Annotated in this window: 16 protein-coding genes and 1 tRNA gene; 8 read left to right on the forward strand and 9 right to left on the reverse strand. The window is 66.0% G+C overall.

Annotated features, from left to right (window positions below):
* Positions 1-7 precede the first annotated feature (7 nt).
* From U9J41_RS23175 to U9J41_RS23185, 3 genes are all read right to left on the reverse strand, one after another.
* Positions 8-466, reverse strand: a complete 459-nt coding sequence (locus U9J41_RS23175) for a (2Fe-2S)-binding protein (RefSeq protein ID WP_322404511.1) — start codon at positions 464-466, stop codon at positions 8-10.
* A 109-nt stretch (positions 467-575) separates the two neighbouring features.
* Entirely contained in the window at positions 576-1,298 is a 723-nt protein-coding gene (locus U9J41_RS23180) for a DsbC family protein (RefSeq protein WP_322404512.1), read from the reverse strand.
* Between the two features lie 29 nt (positions 1,299-1,327).
* A complete protein-coding gene (locus U9J41_RS23185; RefSeq protein WP_322404513.1) occupies positions 1,328-2,563 on the reverse strand; it encodes an FAD-dependent monooxygenase in 1,236 nt (411 codons plus the stop codon).
* A gap of 133 nt (positions 2,564-2,696) precedes the next feature.
* Here U9J41_RS23185 and U9J41_RS23190 point away from each other — a divergent pair.
* From U9J41_RS23190 to U9J41_RS23205, 4 genes are all read left to right on the forward strand, one after another.
* Positions 2,697-2,772, forward strand: a tRNA-Phe gene (locus U9J41_RS23190).
* 345 nt (positions 2,773-3,117) lie between these two features.
* A complete protein-coding gene (locus U9J41_RS23195) occupies positions 3,118-3,888 on the forward strand; it encodes an SDR family oxidoreductase (protein WP_322404514.1) in 771 nt (256 codons plus the stop codon).
* Positions 3,885-4,298 (forward strand): cupin domain-containing protein, encoded by a 414-nt coding sequence (locus U9J41_RS23200; protein WP_322404515.1) that lies wholly within the window; start codon positions 3,885-3,887, stop codon positions 4,296-4,298. Before U9J41_RS23195 ends, U9J41_RS23200 begins: the two co-directional genes overlap by 4 nt.
* Positions 4,299-4,479: 181 nt before the next feature.
* On the forward strand, positions 4,480-4,656 hold the full coding sequence (locus U9J41_RS23205; protein WP_322404516.1) for a lipocalin family protein: 177 nt from the start codon (positions 4,480-4,482) through the stop codon (positions 4,654-4,656).
* 65 nt (positions 4,657-4,721) lie between these two features.
* Here the strand turns inward: U9J41_RS23205 and U9J41_RS23210 are convergent, their stop codons facing one another.
* Positions 4,722-5,669, reverse strand: coding sequence for an alpha/beta fold hydrolase (locus tag U9J41_RS23210; protein WP_322404517.1), 948 nt, complete (start codon positions 5,667-5,669; stop codon positions 4,722-4,724).
* A 137-nt stretch (positions 5,670-5,806) separates the two neighbouring features.
* Between U9J41_RS23210 and U9J41_RS23215 the strand changes: the two genes are divergently transcribed.
* Positions 5,807-6,658, forward strand: coding sequence for an AraC family transcriptional regulator (locus U9J41_RS23215; RefSeq protein ID WP_322404518.1), 852 nt, complete (start codon positions 5,807-5,809; stop codon positions 6,656-6,658).
* 25 nt (positions 6,659-6,683) lie between these two features.
* On the opposite strand, the gene U9J41_RS23220 is transcribed toward U9J41_RS23215, so the two are convergent.
* The 3 genes from U9J41_RS23220 to U9J41_RS23230 form a co-directional block, all read right to left on the reverse strand.
* Positions 6,684-11,522: an EAL domain-containing protein gene (locus U9J41_RS23220; protein ID WP_322404519.1), complete on the reverse strand. Its 4,839-nt coding sequence runs from the start codon at positions 11,520-11,522 to the stop codon at positions 6,684-6,686.
* 335 nt (positions 11,523-11,857) lie between these two features.
* Positions 11,858-13,396, reverse strand: a complete 1,539-nt coding sequence (locus tag U9J41_RS23225; protein ID WP_322404520.1) for a pectate lyase family protein — start codon at positions 13,394-13,396, stop codon at positions 11,858-11,860.
* A gap of 310 nt (positions 13,397-13,706) precedes the next feature.
* Entirely contained in the window at positions 13,707-15,245 is a 1,539-nt protein-coding gene (locus U9J41_RS23230; protein WP_322404521.1) for a carboxylesterase/lipase family protein, read from the reverse strand.
* 196 nt (positions 15,246-15,441) lie between these two features.
* Between U9J41_RS23230 and U9J41_RS23235 the strand changes: the two genes are divergently transcribed.
* Positions 15,442-16,431: an alpha/beta fold hydrolase gene (locus tag U9J41_RS23235; protein ID WP_322404522.1), complete on the forward strand. Its 990-nt coding sequence runs from the start codon at positions 15,442-15,444 to the stop codon at positions 16,429-16,431.
* Positions 16,432-16,446: 15 nt separating this feature from the next.
* Positions 16,447-16,863: an organic hydroperoxide resistance protein gene (locus tag U9J41_RS23240; protein WP_322404523.1), complete on the forward strand. Its 417-nt coding sequence runs from the start codon at positions 16,447-16,449 to the stop codon at positions 16,861-16,863.
* Positions 16,864-17,099: 236 nt separating this feature from the next.
* Here U9J41_RS23240 and U9J41_RS23245 read toward each other — a convergent pair whose 3' ends face one another.
* Positions 17,100-20,369, reverse strand: coding sequence for a DEAD/DEAH box helicase (locus U9J41_RS23245; protein WP_322404524.1), 3,270 nt, complete (start codon positions 20,367-20,369; stop codon positions 17,100-17,102).
* An 80-nt stretch (positions 20,370-20,449) separates the two neighbouring features.
* On the reverse strand, positions 20,450-20,965 hold the full coding sequence (locus U9J41_RS23250) for a YgjV family protein (protein ID WP_322404525.1): 516 nt from the start codon (positions 20,963-20,965) through the stop codon (positions 20,450-20,452).
* 118 nt (positions 20,966-21,083) lie between these two features.
* Between U9J41_RS23250 and U9J41_RS23255 the strand changes: the two genes are divergently transcribed.
* Complete coding sequence (locus U9J41_RS23255; RefSeq protein WP_322404526.1) at positions 21,084-21,467, forward strand: COG4315 family predicted lipoprotein; 384 nt, start codon at positions 21,084-21,086, stop codon at positions 21,465-21,467.
* Positions 21,468-21,486: the final 19 nt, after the last annotated feature.

Here is a 21,486-nt window from a genome sequence, read left to right on the forward strand (position 1 = left end):
GGTCTCCTTACGCCAGGATCTTGGCGGCATCCTTGATGGCCGCGCGGATGCGTTGATAGGTGCCGCAGCGGCAGATGTTGCCGCTCATGGCGTTGTCGATGTCGATGTCCGTCGGCTTTTTATTCACGCGCAGGAGGGCCGTGGCGCTCATCACCTGGCCGCTCTGGCAATAACCGCATTGCGGGACGTCGTGCTTGACCCAGGCGTCCTGCACGGCCTTGCCGACCTTGTCGGTTTCCATCGCTTCGATCGTCGTGACCTTGTGGCCGACGGCCGCCGAAATCGGCGTGACGCAGGAACGGATCGCCTGCCCGTCCAGGTGCACGGTGCACGCGCCGCACAGCGCGGCGCCGCAGCCGAACTTGGTGCCGGTCATATCGAGGTTGTCGCGCAGCGTCCACAGGATCGGCGTGGAGGGATCGGCGTCGACCTGGACGTCGTGCCCGTTGATGTTCAAAGTGATCATGACTTCTCCCTGTTCTGGTTTGTTGTTGCTATCTGCCTGGTGGGCGGCCTCCGCCCACGGGATCTTCGCGTCGTTGCGGTGAAAAAAGCCCGGCGATGCCGGGCTTGGATTACTGTTTGAGGGAAGCCAGCTTGGCCTCGAGCGTCTTCTGGTCGACGGCACCCGGGATCCGGCTGCCGTCCGAGAAGAAGATCGCCGGCGTGCCCGTGATATGCAGCTTCTGGCCAAGCGCCAGCACCTTGTCGTTCGGCGCCGCGCAGCTCGCGGGCGCGACGGGCGCCGGCTTGCCGTTGATCATCCAGTCGTCCCAGGCCTTGGCGCGGTCCGGTGCGCACCACACGTTCTTCGACTTGTCGAACGAATCCGGCGCCAGGATGTTGTACATGAACGTGTAGATCGTCACGTTGTCCATGTTCTTCAGCGTCGTCTGGCGCAGGCGCTTGCAGTAGCCGCAGTTCGGGTCCTCGAACACGGCGATCACACGCTTGCCGTCGCCCTTGACCTGCTTGATGGCGTCGCCCAGCGGCAGGTCGGAAAACTTGATCTTGTTGATGTCGTCGATGCGCTCGCGCGTCAGGTCGCGCGTCGACTTGGCATCGTAGACGTGGCCGATGATCAGGTATTCGCCCTTCTTGTCCGTGTACAGGATGTCGCCGGCGACGCGCAGTTCGTACAGGCCGGCATACGGCGTTTCCTTGATCGATTCGATCTTGGCGCCGCCCAGCCGCGGCTCGATCGCCTTCTTGATATTGGCTTCGACCGAATTCTGCGCGCCGACGCACGACGTCATCAAGCCGGTCGCCAACAGGACGGCGAGCTTCGTTTTACCCATGAATGATAATTCCTTAAAGATTTGGCACGTTACCTGCCCATTGCATGGGCGATCAGCCGTCGCTTGATCAAGGGCAACTTATCCAGCAAGTTTAATCCCAAATTGCGAACCACGCGCACGGGCTCCAGATTTGCGCCGAACAAACGCTCCAGGCCATCCGTGGCGAGTTGCATCAGCAACACGTCTTCCTTGCGCGCCCTGGCGTAGCGCGCCAGCACGCGCTCGTCGCCGATCCCTTGATGGTCATCGCGCGCGGCGATCGTGTCGAGCAGGGCAATGATGTCGCCGAAGCCCAGGTTCATGCCGTGTCCGGCCAGCGGATGCACGGCGTGGGCGGCATCGCCGACGAGCGCCACGCGCGGCGCCGTCACCGCATGCGGGCGCACGAGCGCCAGCGGGATCGCCTTGACGGCTTCCGGCTGCAGCGGTTTCAGCAGGCCCAGTTTGCCGTCCGCATACTCGCCCAGGCGAATCGCCAGCTCGCCCAGCGATTCGCCCATGATCGTGTCCGCCAGCGTGTCCGGCGCCGACCATACCAGGGACACCTGATTGCCCGGCAGCGGCAGCAGCGCGATCACGCCATCCTTGCAGGTAAACCATTGATACGCGACGTTGTGGTGCGGCTTTTCGCACGAGAAATTCGCCACGATGGCGCGCTGGTGGTACGAGCGGTAATCGATGCCGATGTCGCACTGTCCGCGCACCCAGGAATCGCGGCCGTCGGCGCCGACCAGCAGCTGGGCCGCGAGCACCTTGCCGTCTTCCAGTTCGACCTCGACATTGTCCGCGCCGCTCACGATCCGGCAAGCGCGTCCGGTAACGGTCTCGACGTTCTGGGCGAAGCGCAGCGCGGCATCGAGCGCCTGGTTCAGGTTGCTGTCCTCGACGATCCACGCGAGCGCCCCCGCGTGCGCGCCGAACGCATCGAAGCCGAGATGGCCGCCCTGCTCCCCGTCGCCCTGCACGTCCATCGCGTCGACGGGCGCCACGCGCGCCATGTCGAGCGCGCCCCACACCTTGAGCGACGACAACAGCGTATGCGCCGTGTGGTTGAGCGCATACACGCGCACGTCCCACGGCTTCTCGCCGCCGGCCGCCGCCGGCGCATCCGGGCGCGCGGGCGGCACGAGCAGCGTGACGCTGTGCCCGGCCTGCGACAGGCCCAGCGCCGCCGTCTTGGCGATCGCGCCATTGCCGACGATGCAGACGTCGCTGCGGCGGGCGACATTGCGATGATGTGCGGAGGAAGTGGTTTGTGTGCTCATGACACACATTATAGACGCTTCAACGCGGGCCGCTTCCGGCGAACAGGACGGACATTTCGCCCTCCCGCAGCAGGAAATTTGCTCGACAGGACTTGCGACTTCGCAAACCCGTCGCTATAATCGTGCCTCCTTTGGCCTGGTAGCTCAGTTGGTAGAGCAGAGGATTGAAAATCCTTGTGTCGGTGGTTCGATTCCGCCCCGGGCCACCAAAGAATTCAGCAACAAACGAAACGCCGACCCATGCAGGTCGGCGTTTTTGTTTCCGAAAACAGAACGTCCCCCTGTCCGGTCCATTGCCGGTCCCTCACCCACTTCACCCACGCCCCCCTCGCGGCACGCCCTGTCCTGACGACCCGTTTCGGTTCAACTCCCAGTGCAACCGGCGGGATCCCATCCTCGACCTGCGCGCACAGGTCGCGCCGCTCGACGAAGCGCCCCCTGCGTCCGTGCAGGCCGGCTGCACAAACTATCTGATTGCCTGTCACAAATCGCTTGCCTACAACGACTTATAACCAGGAAGACCGCAAGTGCATCTTAAATGTGAAAGGTAAATCATGAAAATCGTCGTCATTGGCGGTACCGGGCTGATCGGCTCGAAAACCGTCACCATTCTTCGTCAGCGCGGCCACGAAGTCGTCGCCGCTTCGCCCAAAAGCGGTATCAACAGTGTCACCGGCGAGGGCCTGCAACAGGCGATGGCCGGCGCGCAGGTGGTGATCGACCTCGCCAATTCGCCCTCATGGGAAGACCAGGCCGTACTGGAATTTTTCCAGACGTCCAGCCGCAATCTGCTTGCGGCGGAAGCCGAAGCCGGCGTTCGCCACCACGTTGCGCTCTCCATCGCGGGGACCGACCGGATGCCTGACAACGGCTATTTCCGCGCCAAGGTCGCACAAGAAGAAGCGATCGTGGCGTCCGGCATTCCTTACACTATCGTCCGCGCGACCCAGTTCATGGAATTCCTCGGCGGCATTGCCGATTCAGGCATGGTCGGCAACGTCGTCAAGCTGGCGCCCGGCCAGTTCCAGCCCATCGCATCGGACGACGTGGCGGCGAACGTTGCCGAAGTCGCGCTGGCGACGCCGCGCATGGGTATTGTCGAGATCGCCGGCCCGGAACGCGCACCGCTCAACGAATTCATCGCCCGCTACCTCAAGGCGGTCGGCGACCCGCGCCAGGTCGTCAGTGATCCCGAGGCCCGCTACTTCGGCGGCAAGGTCGGCGAACACTCGCTGGTGCCTCTGGGCGAAGCGCGCCTCGGCCGCATCGGTCTCGACGAATGGCTGCGCAACGCCAAGTCCGCAAACCAAGTGAGAACGTCATGAAACGCATCATTCTTTCCCTGCTGGTCGCCAGTCTGCCATATGCTGGTGTCCATGCCGAAGCGCCGAAGGCGAAGAACGCCAAGGTAACGCTGGTCTTCCAACACGAACTGCCTAATGTTCCGGGCAAGAGCCTCAAGGGCGTGCTGGTCGAATACGGTCCAGGCGGCTTTTCGCCTGGGCATACCCATCCCAAATCTGCCTTCATCTACGCGACGGTGCTGGAGGGGGCGATCCGCAGCAAGGTCAACAACGGACCCGAGACCATCTACAAAGCAGGGCAGAATTTCTCCGAGATGCCTGGCGACCGGCACGGCGTCAGTGCCAATGCCAGCAAGACGGCGCCGGCCAAGCTGCTCGCGGTGTTCGTCGTGGACACGAACGAGAAAGAACTGACGACGCCACTCGACTGAGATTGCATCGTGCCCTCGTTGCCGAGGTGCACGAGACCTGCGACAGCGTAGGCAGCAGGCCTGCACAGGCGCAAGGTGCAGGTGCCGCGCGCCCGCTCGGCGGCTCGACCTCGCCCAAACTCGCAGTGCGGTTCGCACCGGCGATTTCCCGTTCATTCCGATGGTGAGGGGCGACTACTGGGTGATCGACCCCGACCCGGACTATCGGCTTGCCGCGGTCAGCGACCGCAAGGGCGACTACCTGTGGATCCTTGCGCGCACGCCGACGATGGACAAGGCGAGCGACGACGCACTGCTCGCACGGATTGCCGCACAGGGCCTGGGCGGCGCCAGGCCCGAAGCAACGCCGCAGAAATAAGCCCGGGTGCGCGTGCAAAAACGCCGATCCATGCAGGTCGGCGTTGTCGTTTTTTGGACCGCGGCTCAACCGACGCGCCACAACCCCCTCGCCTCTTCCGCGATCACATCCGGAAACTCCTCCTGAAAAAACAGCTTCCCCCCGGGCACCTGGCGTACACCCAGCGACCGCGCAAACGTCCGGTCCAGATACGCTGCGTCGGCGACGGGAAAGATCGTGTCCGCGGAACCCCACACCATCCGCACCGGCACCGTGCTCCGCCTCAGCGTCGCCTCGATCCCCGCCAGCGGGTTCGGCGCCAGCGCCTTGTGGAATGCGTGGTACTGCCTGCGCCGCAACGGCGTGCTCACCATCGGCGTGACGTAATACTCGATGATGTCGTCCGTGAGAATGGCGGGGTCGTGGTACACGGCCGCGCCGAAGGTCGAACGTGCGAGGTTCTTGTCGGTCAGCCACTTGGCGGTGTCGTCGGCCAAGGTACCGGCGTTCGCCATGTCGAGTACCGGCTTGATCATCGGCGGCGGGCTGTTGGGTTCGGTGTCGCAGTCGGTCAGGAGCATCGTGCGCACACGCTCCGGGTAATGGACCAGGAACAGCTGCGCGACCGCCCCGCCGCTGTCGGACGCGACGATGTCGACCTGGCCGACCCGCAGCGCATCCAGCAGCGCCGCCAGCATCGCCGCCTGGGCAGCGGGCGCCACCGACTGGCGTTCGGGGATCTCCGAGTAGCCGAGGCCCATGAAATCCGGGGCGATGCAGCGCCGGTAAGGCGCCAGGCGGTCGAGCGCGCCGCGCCATTGAAAGCCGTTCAGCGGGGCGCCGTGCAGGAACAGCGCCGCGCCGCCCGTGCCGCGCTCGACATACGCGATGCGGCCGCACGGCAGGTCGGCGAAGCGGCGCGCCTGGCGATAGGCGTTCACGCCCGTCGGCGCGGGCGGCCGTGCCGCCGCGGCCAATCCGTACGTCGCGGCGACGGCGGCGCCGGTCAATTGCAAGAAATTCCTGCGTTTCATCTAGCCTCTCCTTGGTTGGGTTGGTGCATGGGAGGATGCTAGCGGCGCCGCCACTGCCCGGCGAGCATCATCGGCCGGTCCCGGACACAAGCGGATGATTTCCTGTAAATTAACGCGACGCGTACCCGGAGGATGCGATGATCGACCGACCTTCCTGCTATCCCAGCCCTGCGGGCGGCCCGCTGCCGCTCCTCGACGTGCTCACGTCGCCGGTGCCGCCGGGGCGGTTCGATTCGCCCGTGGATGCGCGCCATGTGCTGTGCCTCCACCTGGGTGCGCCGGTGCCCGTGTCGTACCGCGCCGGCAAGGCGGAGCGCCAGGGCGTGCGCTTGCATGGCCAGTTCTGCGTCGTGCCGGGCGGGTCGAGTACGCGCTGGACCATGTCGCAGCCGGCCACCTCGCTGCTGCTGCGGCTGGCCCCCGCGCACGTGCGCGCCACCGCCGAAGACATGGGACTGGGCACGCGCACGTTCGACCTCGCGCCGGCCATCCACATCCGCGACCCGCAGATCGAACGCATCGGCTGGATGATGCAGGCCGAGGACCATGCCGCCTGTCCGGGCGGCAGGATATTCGCCGACAGCCTGGCCTCGGCACTTGCCGTGCGCCTGATCGCCCTGCAGGCGCCCGCGCGGGCCGCGCCGCCGGCGCGCGCGTTGCCCGCATGGCGCCTGCGCCACGTCATCGAGTATGTGGATGCCCATCTGGACCAGGACCTCACCCTCGCCGAACTGGCCGCCGTCGCCGAATTCAGCCCGTCGCATTTCAAGGCCCTGTTCAAGCAGGCGACCGGCGTGCCGGTCCACCGGTTCGTGCTGGAGCGGCGCATCGAGCGCGCGCGCCTGCGCCTGCTCGAGGGGCGGCACAGCATCACGGAAATCGCGCTGGAAGCCGGCTTCGCGCACCCGAGCCACATGGCGCGCTGGATGCGCCGGCTGCTGGGACTCGGTCCCTCGCAGATCCGCGCCGGTCGGCCGGGCGGCGGGTAGGACGGCGCGGGCGCGCCGCCGGGACTTATCCGGTCACGCCCGTCCCCGACTGCACGGCACCGTTGCGGTGCATCAGCCAGTGGTAACGGAATGCTTCCGCGATACTGTTGCGCAAGACGTCGTCGTCCCAGGGCTTGACGTGGAAGCGGAATACCGCGCCGCTGTTGGTGGCTTCGATGATCGAATCCACCGCCGTATAGCCCGACAACATGATCCGGATCGTGTTCGGGTACATGACCTTCACCCTGGACAGGAACTCGGTGCCGCTCATGCCCGGCATGCGTTCGTCGGACAGCACGACCTGCACGTCGTGCGCGGCCAGCAGCGCCAGGCCCTCGGCGCCCGACTTGCCGCGCAGGATGCGATAACCGTCGCGGCGCAAGAGGCGGGACAGCGACGCCGACACCTGCTCCTCGTCATCGATGATCAGGAGGGTCGACTGCCCGGCATCGCCGGGCGCCGGCGCATGCTCGCCCCTGGGTGCCGACAGCAGGTGCTGGAACTCGTCGGCGGGAAGCGGGCGGCTGAAATAATAGCCCTGGATCTGGTCGCAGCGATGGCGCCGCAGGTAGGCAAACTGCTCCTCGGTTTCCACGCCTTCCGCGATGACCTGCAATTGCAGGCTCTGGCCGAGCGTGATGATCGAGCGCGCGATCACGGCATCGTCGGGATCGGTGGCGAGATTGTGGATGAACGACTTGTCGATCTTGAGCACATCGATCGGAAAGCGCTTCAGGTACGCCAGGCTGGAATAGCCGGTGCCGAAATCGTCCAGCGACAGCTTCACGCCGAGTGCCTTCAGGCGCTGCATGATGTCCAGCGCCTGCTCGACATCGTCCATCACCTGGCTTTCGGTCAGTTCGATGTCCAGGCACTTGGCATCGAGTCCGCTGTCGCGCAACGTGCGCTCGACCATGGTCACCAGGTCGGTGTGGTAAAGCTGGCTGGCCGCGAGGTTGACGGCCACCCGCAGCGTGCCGCCGCCCAGCCCCTGCCACTTCGCGGCCTGCGCGCACGCGGTACGCAGCACCCACGCGCCGATCGGCACGATCAGCCCGGTCTCCTCGGCGATGCGGATGAAGCGCTCCGGCGCCACCAGGCCCAGCTCGGGATGCCGCCAGCGCAGCAGCGCCTCCATGCCGATGATGCGGCAAGTCCGCGCGTCGACCTGCGGCTGGTAGTGCAACTCCAGTTCATTGCGTTCCAGCGCGTTGCGCAGGTCGCCCTCGAGGCGCAGGCGGTCGGTCGCGCGCTCGTTCATCGCGCTGGTGAAGAACTCGAGGTGATTGCTGCGCACTTCCCGCGCGCGCCGCATCGCGACATGTGCGTTCTTCATCAGCGTCTCGGCGTTGTCGCCGTCCGCCGGATAAGCGGCGATGCCGACGCTCGAACTCATGAAGAAGTCGTGGCCGTTGACCGGCATCGACGTGGCGATCGCGTCCATGATGCGCCGTACCTTGGTCACGACCGTATGCTCGTCGTTGCCCTCGGCGAACGACAACATGATCTCGCTCCCGCCCACCCGGGCCGCCGTGTCGCTGGCCCCGAGGACGCCCTGCACGCGCTGCGCCAGCAGTTGCAACACCATGTCGCCGCCGCGGTGCCCCAGGGTTTCGTTGACGAGTTTGAAGCGGTCGAAGTTGAGGCACGCGATCCAGGTCTGGCGCGCCTGCGCACCCGCGCGGGCAATCGCGGCCCCGACGCGGCTGACCAGCAGTTTGCGGCTGGCCAGGCCCGTCACGGCGTCGTAATCGGCGCGGTATTCGAGCTCTTCCTGATATTGCCTGGCTGCCGTGATGTCATACATGCCGTTCAGGAAGTGGGTGACCGCGCCGTTGCCGTCCCTGACCGGCGAGCAATAAATGTCCAGCCATACCAGGCTGCCGTCGCGGCGATAGGTGCGCAGCGCGGCGTGGCCTTCGCGTTGCTGGGCCAGCGCAGCGTCGAGTTCGACCAGCGCGTCCTGGGCGACATCCTCGCCGCACAGGAATAACAGCGGTCTGCCGACGACCTCGCCGGCCTCGTAGCCGGTGATCCGCTCGAACGCCGGGTTCACGTAGTCGACGGGATAATCGGGCCCGGCCGCGCTGCGGATGACGATCGGATTGGCGCTCGCTTCGATCGCGCGCTGCAGCAGGCGCACGCGCTCCTCGCTCTGGCGCGCCTTCTGTTCGGCCCGCCCGCGCCCGATCGCGATGCTGATCGTGTGCGCACACGAGCCCAGGATCTCGAGTTCGACCTGGGCCGGCTGCGGGTTCGCCGCGGTGTACACGTCGATGGTACCGAATACTTCCCCGTTGCCGGCCTGGATCGGATACGACCAGCAGGCACGGATGGCGGGCGCCACCGGCTTGCCCACCCGTTCCCACCATGGCTCGGCATCCAGGTCGGTGGCGATCACGGGACGCCGCCCGAACGCAGCACGGCCGCACGGCAAGGCATCCGGGCCGACCTCGATGCCGTCCAGCGCCGCTTCGAGCGCGGCCGGGAGGCCGACGGCGACGGCATGGCCGAGATGCCTGCCGTCCTCGTCCATCAGCATCACGGCGCAGCCGCCCAAGGGATTGAGTTCCGCGATGATGTGGGTCGCCGCCACCAGGACTTCGCCCAATGGCGCCCCTGCCGCGATGTTTTCCAGGATCGCCAGTTGCTCGTCCTTGTACAAACGCAGCCGGCGGCGCTCGGTGATGTCGGCAAAATACACCGTGACCCCATCGCCCGACGGGAACACGCGCGTCTCGAACCAGCTGTTCGACGGCGCGTGGAACATCTCGAACGATGCCGGGTCGCCGGTGGCCGCCGCCATGCGGAATGCGCTCTCGGCGATGCCGCCGGCGATTTCCGGATACTCGTCCCACAAGACCTTGCCGATCAGCTCGGCGCGCGGCCGCTTGATCAGGCGTTCCGCTTCCTTGTTGACGTAGGTGAAGCGCCATTCAGCATCGAGCGAATAATACGCATCGGTGATGCTCTCGAGGATGTTCGACAGGCCGCGGGCGAGGCGCCTGATCTCGTCATTGGCCAGCTTGCTGTCGTGGATGTCGGTCGCCGTGCCATACCACTTGACGATCGCGCCGCTCTCGTCCCTGATCGGCAGGGCCCGTGCCTGGTGCCAGCGATAGCTGCGGTCGGCGGCCCGGAACAGCCGGTATTCCACCTCCAGCACCGCGCCGGCGTCGACGGCCCGCTTCCAGGCGGCCAGCGTGGGTGCCACGTCGTCCGGGTGCAGGATGGAGGTCCAGCCCTGCCCGGGTCCGAACAGCCCCGCGAAACCCGAATACGCCGTGATGACGTGGTTGGCATAATCGACGCTGCCGTCCGGGTCGGCCGTCCAGACGATCTGCGGCATCGCATCGGCAAGCTGGCGGAAACGCAGGTCGCTGTGCGCCCGGCTCTCGGCAACCTCGGTTTCGCGCACGGCCGCTTCCATCTCCTTGCGTTCGGTAATGTCGGCCATCGTGCCGATCATGCGCAACGGCCTGCCCTGGCCGTCGACGCTGACGTTGGTGCCGCGGTTCGCGATCCAGCGCCATGCGCCATCGCCGCCGCGCATCCGGTACTCGACCGCGTAGGCCTGGCTGGCGCCCGTGCGGCAATCGTCCAGCGCCGCCAGCACGTGCGCCCTGTCGTCGGGATGGATCAGGCTTTCCCATTCCGCCAGGGTGCGGATCTCGTGTTCGCCGTAACCGAGCATGCGCTGGCAGCGGGCGGAAAGAAAGTCGGTGCCGGTACGGTAGTCGAGGTCCCAGACGTCCTGCCCGGCCCCCTCGACGGCCCGCTTCCAGCGGAACTCGCTCTCTTCCAGCGCCTTGCGCACCGCGGCACGGTCGCGAATCCCCATGAGCACGATGATGCAGACCCAGACCATGAGCACCGAGAAAATACCGCAGAAGAAAATCGCCCCCTCCTTCACGCGCTCGTAAGATGCCAGCACGTCCTCGATCGAGCGGCCGATCAGGACGGTCAATCCGTATTTTTCGACGGTATGCCAGGCGTACAGGCGATCCACGCCGTCGAGCGGCGCCGCCGCCCGCAGTACGCCGGCGCGCGGCGCCGTCGGATCGGCAAATGGAAAATTGCTCAGGGAATATTCCGCGCCGTCGACCGGCGTGGGCGAGCGCGCCAGCACCTGCCCATCCGAGTGCGCCAGCACGACAACCGCGTTCTGACCGAGCATGATCTCGTGGGAAAAGCGAACGAAATACTCGGGCGACACCGATAACACGATGATGCCGGCGAAGCGACCGGTCGCATCGAGCAAGGGACGGGCGAACTGGACAGCCTCCCGGCCGGAGAGCCGCCCCCGGACCGGACCGTTGATGAACAATGCGTCCGCCTGGCGTTCGCGCAAGGCAGTGAAGTATTCGCGGTCGCTGTAATCGATGTTCTTTGCCCCGGGAGCAAGGCTGGAAAAGACCAGCTTCCCATCGACATCCAGGACGGCGATCCGAAAGCCGGTCATCTGGTTCAGTTGCGACCGGCGCAGGCTGACCTTGTCGCCGAAGTGTTGCGGTTCTTCCTGCCAGCGTTCGCGCAGGTCGATCAGCATGCGGTCGACGGCGAACACCGAGGACTGCGTCTCTTCCGCCAGCACTTTCGCCAGGTTGGCGGCGTCGGTGTCGGCGTCGTCCAGGGTATGGTCCCGCACTTGCGCCAGGAACAGCGCGGTGACCAGCCACAACGCCGGAAGCAGGCAAGCGAGGAGCAGGGCCGGCCGGCCGCTCAGCCCCTCATGGAAGCGCAGGCGGCGGCGGTCCGCCGGGCTGTCGGGGTGATGTACACCAGGCACATCCGTGCCTGCATGGAGGCGGGGCGTGCCGGGTTGCGTGGCGGTCGTATTCGCGGTGCCTGTGATTTCGGACATTCCTGTCCACCTTCGGAAATATGACGTCAAGCGCCAAGCCTGCCGATCTGAGCGGCCGCTCGCGGACGCGAGTGAAACATCGTGTTCGAAACTGAGCAGGAAGACATGAAGCCATGACGCTTGCGACAGCAATCGCATGGCGGCGGCACACCGCCGCCCGGCAAACTCCCAGTGCGCCAATGTTACCATGCATCAACATTTAATGATTATATGGTACAGAACTTTGCTGAATTGTTGCGCACTTACGTCAGCCTGCCGGCGCGGGATGGGACGGCCGATCAAACGAAAACGCCGACCCGTGCGGGTCGGCGTTTCTTGTCCGTCGCCGGCGCTGCTTACAGCTTGCCGACGCCTGCTGCGGCCGGCACCGAGGTAGCGAGATTGCTGGTCGCCTCGACCGAATAATTGTAGTAGTTGGCCGGTGTCGCCGAGGGCGTGGCCGCCGGATTGCTCGCCGACGGCCACGGCGTGGCGGTGACGGTCACCAGCGCATTGGCGCTGTGGGCGGTCGCCCCCAGGTTCACGGCCGCACCGTTGAGCAGGTTGCCGCTGTCGAAGATATACGGCGAACAGCGCGCCGTGCTCATGCCCGACAGGGCGGCGCACTTGGTCAGCGTGCTGCCGGACGAGACCGACGCGCCGATCGTGTCGCCGGCCGTCGCGCCGCCGCTGATGTTGAAGACATTATTTTCAACGTAAAGTTTCGAGCCCTGGCCCGATGTGAGCCCCACCAGCCAGTTATACAACGTGACGCTGTTGCTGCCGGCGAAATAGTTGTTGTAGATATGGACCATGCCGTAGCGCACACGCGGTTTCCGCTGCACGAGGTTCTGGAAATAATTGTGGTGGAAGGTGGTCTTCAGCACGCCCGGGTTTTCCGCCGTCAGGCTGGCCGTATCGGTGCCGCCCATCAGCATGGACTTGTCGTGGTCATGCAGGTGGTTGTACGACACGGTGATCAGGTTGGCCGACTTGGTCATGTCGAGCAGGCCGTCATGGTGCTGGACGTGGTAGAGGTCGCCGTCGTACGGTGCGGCCCACACGGACGGGAACTGGTCGTCGGTACGCGCGCCGTCGGAGAAGGTGCAGTGGTCGATCCAGACGTGCGTGGCGTACAGGATCGACACGTTGTCGTAGTTCGAATTCCAGCGTCCGCCGGAATCGGTCGGGTCCCATGCCGTGAAGAAGTCGAACGCGTCTTCGAACGCGACGTTGCGGATCACGACATTGTCGACCGGTGCGCTCGAACTCGCGCCGCTGATCTTGAGGTTGCCGTGGATGATCTTGGCGGTCGAGCCATTGCCGATGATCGAGGTGTTCGACGGCACGGTCAGGACGACGTTCTTCTTCATCTGGTTGCTGGCGCAGGCGCGCGCCGCCTCGACCTTGTCGGTCGACGGCGGCACCTTCGCGTACGGCGGCTTGTAGGCGGCCAGGTAGTCGCTCCAGATCTTGTCGAAAGTGGTGTAGCCGTAGCCCGCGCACGTGCTGCTGGCCGCGTTGGCATAGGTCACGTAATTATTGGCCGTCAGCTCGGTGCCGGCCCCGTTCTGGTTCAGGCTGATGGTGCCCGAGATGTAGATGATCTTCTTACTGTTGTCGAGCGTGCCGCTGAACGACCCGTCGGACTTGATGGTCGCGGTGTTGCCGTACATAGCCTGGATCAGGCCCGCGCGGGTCGAGACGGTGTAGATCTTGGCCGCGGCCGCGCCGTTGCCGCCGGTGGTGCCGGTGCCGCCCAGGTTATTGGTGCCGGTGGCCGCCCAGCCGTTCGCGCCGAGCGAGGAAATTTGCGCATTGGCGCTCGCGCTGGCGCAGGCCATCACGACGCCGATGCATAGTGCCTGACATAACTGCTTTTTGGAAATCGTCATTTCTTCTCCGGGAAAATTGGTGAAATTTCTGATGTACCCAAGAACAGCTGCAGAGCGACTCCATCGCCAGAGCCAGATATTTGGTCAGGCCAGTTTTCACAATTTGGTATTGGAATCGCTGATTTGTTGAAATTTGGTCAGACCAATTCAACTGACGCAGTATGACCACATTTCCAACAAGTCGCAATTTAAATAAACAAAAACGCCAACCCGTGCAGGTTGGCGTTGCGGTTGTCCGGCTGCGCGATCGTTATGGCCGGCTCATCGGTGCCATGGACTTGCGTGCCGTGATGTCTTCGGTGACGCCGCGTTATCTGGCCATGGCAGGCTGCGGAAACAAGGAGAAGTCCGGCAGTTTGCCGCGCGCATCCAGGTCGGCCTTGTCGCCGATGCGCAAGATCGACGCGGGCGTCCCGTCGAACGCCGGCCAGGCCGGCAATCCCTTGCCGTTCGGACTGCCCGTGCGCGCGAAACTGGCCCAGGTGTCGGCCAGCCGGTTCGCCAGTTGCCGGTCGTACGCGGACCACGGCCGTGCGTCCTGGCCGAGATGGTCGAAGACATACTGGATCTCCGCGCCGTGCCCTGCCCCGCAGCCGTAGCCGCATGGCGTCACGGGTTCCGCCGGCCGGTGCGCGAAATAATAGACGTAGGGCTTCGCCCGGCCGTACCGCGCCTGCAGTCCGGCCCAGTACACGGTGCGCCAGCCCCACCAGTCGTTCGTGAGCTGGTCGATGGACGCCTTGGCCTGGGCGTCCGTCGCGCCCGGGTATACCGCCAGCAAGGCGGCGGACGGTGCATGGCCCAGAAGTTTTGCCACCAGGCCCCGGTGATGCGCGGCCGTGAACTGGTCCGTGCCGAGGATTTCGGGCGCGAGATCCTTGCCCTCTTCCGCATTCCAGCCGGCGAGCAGCGGCACGTCGTTCTGGCGGTGGTTGCGATAGATCGTCGTCATGTCTTCGCGCAGCACGTGGCCGTCGACGATCGGATGCGGCGCCCACGCCGGTTTTTTCAGCGCGGCGACGGGCAGTGCGCGCAAGTCCGCCAGGTGCGCCGCACCGACCGCCTTGGCGAACGCCAAGCCTTCGTTTTCCGCGGCCTTGCGGTAGAACAGCGCGTTTTCGCTCGCGTCGATGGGCATGGCGTCGTTGCCGCTTTGCGAGATCGCGCGCTGGAACAGGCCTTGCGCCAGCGGCGTGGCGATGAGGAGCGCGACGGATTCGCCGCCCGCCGATTCGCCCATGATGGTGACGCGTCCGGGGTCGCCGCCGAAGGCCGCGATATTTTCCTTCACCCAGCGCAGCGCCGCGATCTGGTCTTCGATGCCCTGGTTGCCCGACGCCTTGTCCGGCGACTCTGCCGTCAGTTCGGGGTGGGCAAAGAAGCCGAAGATGCCGAGACGGTAGTTGATCGTAACGACGACGATGCCGCGCCGCGCCAGCGTGCCGCCATCGAACATCGGCGTGGCGGCCGTACCGCCGTAGTAACCGCCGCCGTGGATCCAGACGATGACCGGCAGCTTTTGCGCCTTGGCGGGCGTCCAGACGTTGAGGTAGAGACAGTCTTCACTTTTCGGATTCGACACCCACTGCGCCGTCTGGGCGCAGGCAGGCGCGAATTCGCGCGCCTGCTTCACGCCCTGCCACGGCACGACGGCCTGGGGCGCGCGCCAGCGCAGCTTGCCGACCGGCGGCGCAGCGAACGGGACGCCGAGAAATGCCTTCACGCCGTCGGCGGACGTGCCGACGATCTGTCCGCCCGTCACTTTCACCGGGTCCATCACCGGTGCGGCCTGGGCCGCGCAGGCCAGCAGGCATCCGGCGACGAGGGCCGTGGTCCACGTCACTCCCATGGTGTCTCCTCCTTGCTTGTCGAAATGATCATTCTAGCGGGCCGATGTGCGGCCGGAGCGCTGCAGGAAAAATAATTATCGAAATAATGGATTTTGCGCTTGCAAAGCGGGATACGCTCGGATAAAGTTATCGACATAATGATTATCGCGATAAGCAATTTACGGCAAGCCACCTGACCATCACCGGAGGAATCACATGAACCAGCACCTGAGCCAGCACCTGACCCGCAAGCTTCGCAACGTCCTCGGCGCCGCCGCCCTCGCCATCACCGCGCTCGGCACGGCCCACGCGCAGACGGCCATCAAGCAGATCGATGCCGGCGTGCTGAACGTCGGCTACGTCGACGCGGGTCCGGCCAACGGCCCCGCCGTGATCCTGCTGCACGGCTGGCCCTACGACATCCACAGCTACGACGAGGTCGTGCCGCAGCTGACGAAGGCCGGCTACCGGGTGATCGTGCCCTACCTGCGCGGGTACGGCACGACGCGCTTCCTCGATGCGAACGCCGTGCGCAACGGCGAACCGGCGGCGCTGGCACAGGACGTCATCGACCTGATGGATGCGCTCAAGATCGACAAGGCCACCTTGGCCGGCTACGACTGGGGTGCGCGCAGCGCCGACATCGTCGCCGCGCTGTGGCCCGAGCGGGTCACGGGCCTGGTCTCCGTCAGCGGTTACCTGATCGGCAGCCAGGACAGCGGCAAGCAGCCGCTGCCGCCGAAGGCCGAGCTGCAATGGTGGTACCAGTTCTACTTCGCCACCGAGCGCGGCGCTGCCGGCTACGCCAAGAACCACCACGATTTCGCTAAGCTGATCTGGCAAACGGCATCGCCGCAGTGGCATTTCGACGACCGCACCTTCGACCGCAGCGCGGCCGCCCTCGACAATCCGGACCAGGCCGCCATTACCGTCTTCAACTACCGCTGGCGTCTCGGCCTCGAAAAAAGCGAGGCGAAATACGAGAAGCTGGAAGCCCGCCTGGCGACGTTCCCGGCCATCACCGTGCCGACGATCACGCTGGAAGGCGACGCCAACGGCGCCCCGCACCCGGAGCCGGCCGCGTACGCGAAGCGTTTCACCGGCAAGTACAAGCACGAACTCATCAAGGGCGGCGTGGGCCACAACCTGCCGCAGGAAGCGCCGCGCGCCTTTGCCGATGCCGTCATCGCCGTCAACCACCTGTAATCACAAGGAGATATCATGAGCAAGATCGACAAGGTTCTGTACACCGGTAAAACCCGCACCACCGGCGGTCGCGAAGGCGGCGCACGCAGCGACGACGGGCGCCTCGACATCACGTTGTCGCCGCCGGGCAGCGCCGGCACGGGCACCAATCCGGAGCAGCTGTTCGCGGCCGGCTGGTCGGCCTGCTTCATCGGCGCCATGGGACTGGCGGCGCGCGAACGGCGTGTTGTCCTGCCGGCGGACACGGCGGTCGATGCCGAAGTCGACCTCGGCACCGGCGCCGACGGCTACGCGCTGCAGGCGCGCCTGGCCGTGAGCCTGCCCGGCGTGCCGCGCGAGGTCGCCGAAGGTCTGATCGAGTCCGCGCACCAGCGCTGCCCGTATTCGAAAATGTCGCGCGGGAACATCGACGTCACCATCACGCTGGCCTGATCCCCAAAACGACGACGCCACCGGCTGGTGGCGTCGTCGTTCGTCGTCGCGAGCTGCCGCGATCAGTGGAAAAACAGGTACAGGATGACCAGCACGATTGCCGGCACGCCCAGGATCCAGGCCAGGAAATATTTGCCCATGATCGTTCTCCTTTCGTCAGCGAATTGATCATGGATTCAGGATGCCGGAGGCGGGCGCGGGCGTCCGTACGTTAGTGCACGGTGTGCGCCCGACAATCAGGGCCGCGCGAACAGGACCTGCAGGTCGTCCCCGCCGATCGCCGCCGCGAGCCCGCCCTCCGCATCCAGCACGGCGCTGGCCAGTTCGCCCTTGCGGCGCTGCATTTCCTGGATTTTTTCTTCCAGCGTGCCCTGCGCGATCAGCTTGTAGACGAATACCGGCTGTTGCTGGCCGATGCGCCAGGCGCGGTCGGTCGCCTGGTTCTCGCTGGCCGGATTCCACCACGGATCGTAGTGGATGACGGTATCGGCCGCGGTCAGGTTCAGGCCCACGCCGCCCGCCTTCAGGCTGATCAGGAATACGTTCACGTCGCCCCGCTGGAACGCTGCGACCGGTGCCGCGCGGTCGGGCGTGTCGCCGGTCAGCAACGCGTAGTCGATGGCGCGCGCGCGCAGGGCATCCTCGATCAATGCGAGCATGCTGGTGAACTGGGAAAACACGAGGACGTTGCGCCCTTCGCTCAGCAACGTGTCGAGCAGTTCCAGCAGCGCGTCCAGCTTGGCGGAGCCGGCCTTGGCGGCCTCGTCCAGCAGGCGCGGATGGCAGCAGACCTGGCGCAGTTTCAGCAAGGCGTCGAGGATCACGATGTGGCTGCGTGCCAGGCCCTTGCTGTCGATCGCGGCGCGGACCTTCTTGTCCATCGCCACGCGCACGGTCTCGTACAGGTCGCGCTGGGCGCCGTCGAGCTCGATGGGCAGCACGATCTCGGTCTTGGGCGGCAGTTCCGTCGCCACCTTGTCCTTCGTACGCCGCAACATGAAGGGTTTCAGGCGCCGCGCCAGCAAGTCCTTGCGCTGGACGTCGCCCTGCAGTTCGATCGGCTTGCGGAACACGGCATTGAACTGTTTTTCGTCGCCCAGCAGGCCCGGCATCAGGAAGTGGAACTGCGACCACAATTCGCCGAGGTGGTTCTGCACCGGCGTGCCGGTCAGGCACAGGCGGTGGCGGGCGTCGAGCAGGCGCGCCGTCTGCGCCGCCTTCGCGCGGCTGTTCTTGATGTACTGGGCTTCGTCGAGAATCAGGAGGTGGTAGCGGTGCCGGCGCAGCGCCGGCTCGTCGCGGCCCAGCAACGCGTAGGTCGTCAGGACGAGATCGGCCTCGCCGACCTGGTCGAACAACGCTTTGCGGTCCTTGCCGTGCAGGAGCAGGACGCGCAGGCCCGGTGCGAAGCGCGCCGCTTCCGCCTGCCAGTTGCCCATCAGGCTCGTCGGCGCCACGACGAGCGCCGGCGCGTCGAGCCGGCCCGCCTCCTTTTCGACGAGGATGTGGGCGAGCGTCTGGACCGTCTTGCCGAGCCCCATGTCGTCGGCCAGGATGCCGCCGAAGCCGTATTCGCGCAGGAATTGCATCCAGTCCAGGCCGGCACGCTGGTAGGCGCGCAACTGCGCCGTCAGGCCGGCCGGCACGTCCACGGGACGAATGCCGGCGAAATCGTGCAGCTTGCGGCCCAGTTCGCGCAGGCGGTCGCCACCGAGCCAGCGCATCCGCGCCGCCCGCTCCAGCTCCGCCAGGCGCGCGGCGTCCAGCGCGGGCAGGCGGATGGTCGCGCCGATGCGGTCGCCAAAATACAGTTCGCCCAGCGTCGCCAGGATGGGTTTCACGCGGCCCCACGGCAGGGCTACGCGCGTCAGGCCGGACAATTCGACCAGCAGTTCGTCGGCGTCGGCGCGCGCGGCCAGGGCGGCGGCGTCGAATTTTGTCGGTGCCTCGCGGATCATATCCAGCAGCAGCGGCAGCAACGGATAGCGCTCGCCGGCCACGATGACGCCCAGTTCCAGGTCGAACCAGCCGCTGCCGTCCTGCCCGCCTTCGTCCAGGTCGGCATACCACGCTTCGACTTCCGCGACGGCGTAGCGGAAGTCGTCATCGATCGCGACCAGCCAGCCGGCCGCGCGCAGGCGCGGCAATTCATCGCGCACGAAGGCCAGCCACGCGGATTCGTCCGGCAATACCAGGGCGTCCCACCAGTCGTCGAGCAAGGGGTCGCCCGGCGGCGGCGAGGCGAAGCCGGACGCGGCCAGCCAGGCGGCAGCGGCGGCTTCGGCCTTCTGATCGCGCACGATCACTTCGATGCCGTCGTCGAGCGCACGACGCACGACGGGTTCGTCGACGCCGTCCGTGGAGAGGCCGTCGTAGTCGAAGGACAGGACGGCCACGTCGCGCCAGACCCAGTCGCGGCGCGTCGGCATCTGCAGGCTGTCCAGCAGCAGGCACGGCACGGGCGCGACGTCGCGGCGCTCGCGCACCTCGAGCGCCGCCGGTGTGGGCATGAGTCCGTCCAGGCCCAGTTCGACCAGGCGCCCGGCCACCCCGTTGCGCTGTTCCGCCCGCAGCATCGGCGCCTGTGCGACCAGGTCCAGCAAGGCCGCGGACGGCATGCCAGCGAATTGCCCGGGCACCGCCAGTACGCCGAGCGTGAGATCGTCCAGATAGGTCATCGGATCGGTTGGCAAGATCTGCTCGACCGTCCCGCCGTCATCGAGATGCCAGTCCAGCACGACCGCCTCGCGATTGGCCGGATGCGGGTGCCACGCGATGTCGATGGCTCGCTGCGGGCCCGGCGCCATCAGCTGCAGGTCGCCCCGCGAGGCCGCATGCTGCGAGCGTGCGCGCCACAACCGGCCTTCGGCGCTCAGCATGCCCAGCAACCGGGCGCCGAGCACGCCCGTCGGCCTGGGCGCCGCCTGTCCGGTACGCATCGCGGCCAGCAGGAGCAGCGGCTCTTCGTCCTCGAACCGGACGTACGACGGCCGCATCGTCAGCAGGGACCGGGGCTCGTTCATGATGTCGGCGTCGGCAATGCTGCCGTTCTCGTTCATGCGCGCCACGTACGAATGCAGGCTCAATGCCTTGCCATGACGGTCGGGGACGAGCACGTAGATGATCCGGAAGGCGTCGTCCGCCGATGGTCCCTGGGCTCGCTGCAGGTAGTCCTGCAGCGTCGCCAGCTGCTGCAACCAGCGCTCGGCCGCCATCGGAACGTCCGGCGCAGCGCGGTCCAGCATGGTCAGCAGCACGGCGACGACGTGCTTGCAGTTGAAGTTCATGGGACAGCCGCAGTCGCCCTTGAACTGAATGCCGTGCTTGCCGCTCGTCACGCGGATCTTCTGCTCATAGACGCTGTTGCCGCTGCCTTCGACTTCGCCGTAGAGCTTGTCGCCGTCCAGGTCGATGCCGAGGACCCGGCCTTTCCGGGCATACTCCTCGCCCCGGCCAAACGTGCCGGGATCGAACTGGCGCCTGATGTCGTCGCGGGTGAATTCCATGTGCAGGTGTATCGTAAGCAAATCGAGGCGTTATTATCCCCGATCGCCGCGCCGCCCTCCACGGGCGGCGTTGATGGACCTCAGGCCGGCTGCGCCACCCGCGCCGCGCGGACCATGCGCAAGATCGTCGTCGTGTTCACGACGGCCATCACGATCTCGAGCGCAGTGCCGCCGATCGAGCCGGCGATGATGTTGTTCGCGATCCACAGGAACGTCCCGCACAGCATCACGAGCCGCATGGGCACGCCGCGCAGCAGGAACAGGGCGAGCGTGCCGACGCAGGATGCGGCCAGGGGCAGCCAGTCCGTCATGCGCGTGGCGAGCGACAAGCCGAGGACGAGGTTCATCGCGACGACGCCGCCCGCCACCCACAACGAGCGCGTGTACAGCGCCAGCACGGAACGCAGCAGTGACATCGTCGTACTGGCGACAGGGGTCGGGTCGCCGAGCAGGGCGAAGTGGACGATGTAGGCGAGGCATTCGCCGGCCATGAACAGCTTGAAGCGGCGGTCGTCCTTTTGCACGGCGCAGGCGACGCCGAGGACGAACGCGATATAGCCGACGCATTGCGCCGGCGAGAACCAGTCGAGGGACATGGGGAGAATCAGGTTGGGCGGGACGGCCGGAACCGCGCATTATAGCCCGCGCGTTGGTCTAGAATGGCCGGGCAGTCCTGACAACCGATGTCCGATGTTTTCAACCGGGAGCCTCTCCATGAAAGCCGTGAACCTTGGTATTGCCTGTCTTTCCACCCTGTACGCCCTGTGCGTCCTGCCCGCCCACGCCGCCGATCCCGCACCGGTCAAGAAGGTCGACGGCATCCTCGTCGATGCCCATGGCATGACGGTCTACACCTTCGACAAGGACGTCGCCGGCAGCGGCAAGAGCGCCTGCTCGGGCCCGTGCGCGCAAAACTGGCCGGCCGTGAAAGCGGGCGACGCGACCCTGCCCTCGCCCTATTCGACCATCGTGCGCGACGACGGCACCAAGCAGCTCGCCTACCACGGCAAGCCGCTGTACACGTTCGTCAAGGACAAGAAGGCGGGCGAGCGCGAAGGCGACAAGAAGATGAACGTCTGGCACGTCGTGACGGATTGAGCGGCCGGGCGCGCCGCCG

The organism is Massilia luteola (assembly GCF_034420155.1).
Taxonomy (GTDB): Bacteria; Pseudomonadota; Gammaproteobacteria; order Burkholderiales; family Burkholderiaceae_D; genus Telluria; species Telluria luteola.

What these genes read in the sequence shown, in the direction of transcription:
- U9J41_RS23225 (WP_322404520.1), bottom strand. Translation starts at nt 13,396, where the DNA reads ATGACGATTTCCAAAAAGCAGTTATGTCAGGCACTATGCATCGGCGTC.
- U9J41_RS23240 (WP_322404523.1), top strand. Translation starts at nt 16,447, where the DNA reads ATGAGCAAGATCGACAAGGTTCTGTACACCGGTAAAACCCGCACCACC.
- U9J41_RS23245 (WP_322404524.1), bottom strand. Translation starts at nt 20,369, where the DNA reads ATGGAATTCACCCGCGACGACATCAGGCGCCAGTTCGATCCCGGCACG.
- U9J41_RS23175 (WP_322404511.1), bottom strand. Translation starts at nt 466, where the DNA reads ATGATCACTTTGAACATCAACGGGCACGACGTCCAGGTCGACGCCGAT.
- U9J41_RS23200 (WP_322404515.1), top strand. Translation starts at nt 3,885, where the DNA reads ATGAAACGCATCATTCTTTCCCTGCTGGTCGCCAGTCTGCCATATGCT.
- U9J41_RS23210 (WP_322404517.1), bottom strand. Translation starts at nt 5,669, where the DNA reads ATGAAACGCAGGAATTTCTTGCAATTGACCGGCGCCGCCGTCGCCGCG.
- U9J41_RS23250 (WP_322404525.1), bottom strand. Translation starts at nt 20,965, where the DNA reads ATGTCCCTCGACTGGTTCTCGCCGGCGCAATGCGTCGGCTATATCGCG.
- U9J41_RS23195 (WP_322404514.1), top strand. Translation starts at nt 3,118, where the DNA reads ATGAAAATCGTCGTCATTGGCGGTACCGGGCTGATCGGCTCGAAAACC.
- U9J41_RS23215 (WP_322404518.1), top strand. Translation starts at nt 5,807, where the DNA reads ATGATCGACCGACCTTCCTGCTATCCCAGCCCTGCGGGCGGCCCGCTG.
- U9J41_RS23185 (WP_322404513.1), bottom strand. Translation starts at nt 2,563, where the DNA reads ATGAGCACACAAACCACTTCCTCCGCACATCATCGCAATGTCGCCCGC.
- U9J41_RS23255 (WP_322404526.1), top strand. Translation starts at nt 21,084, where the DNA reads ATGAAAGCCGTGAACCTTGGTATTGCCTGTCTTTCCACCCTGTACGCC.
- U9J41_RS23180 (WP_322404512.1), bottom strand. Translation starts at nt 1,298, where the DNA reads ATGGGTAAAACGAAGCTCGCCGTCCTGTTGGCGACCGGCTTGATGACG.
- U9J41_RS23230 (WP_322404521.1), bottom strand. Translation starts at nt 15,245, where the DNA reads ATGGGAGTGACGTGGACCACGGCCCTCGTCGCCGGATGCCTGCTGGCC.
- U9J41_RS23220 (WP_322404519.1), bottom strand. Translation starts at nt 11,522, where the DNA reads ATGTCCGAAATCACAGGCACCGCGAATACGACCGCCACGCAACCCGGC.
- U9J41_RS23235 (WP_322404522.1), top strand. Translation starts at nt 15,442, where the DNA reads ATGAACCAGCACCTGAGCCAGCACCTGACCCGCAAGCTTCGCAACGTC.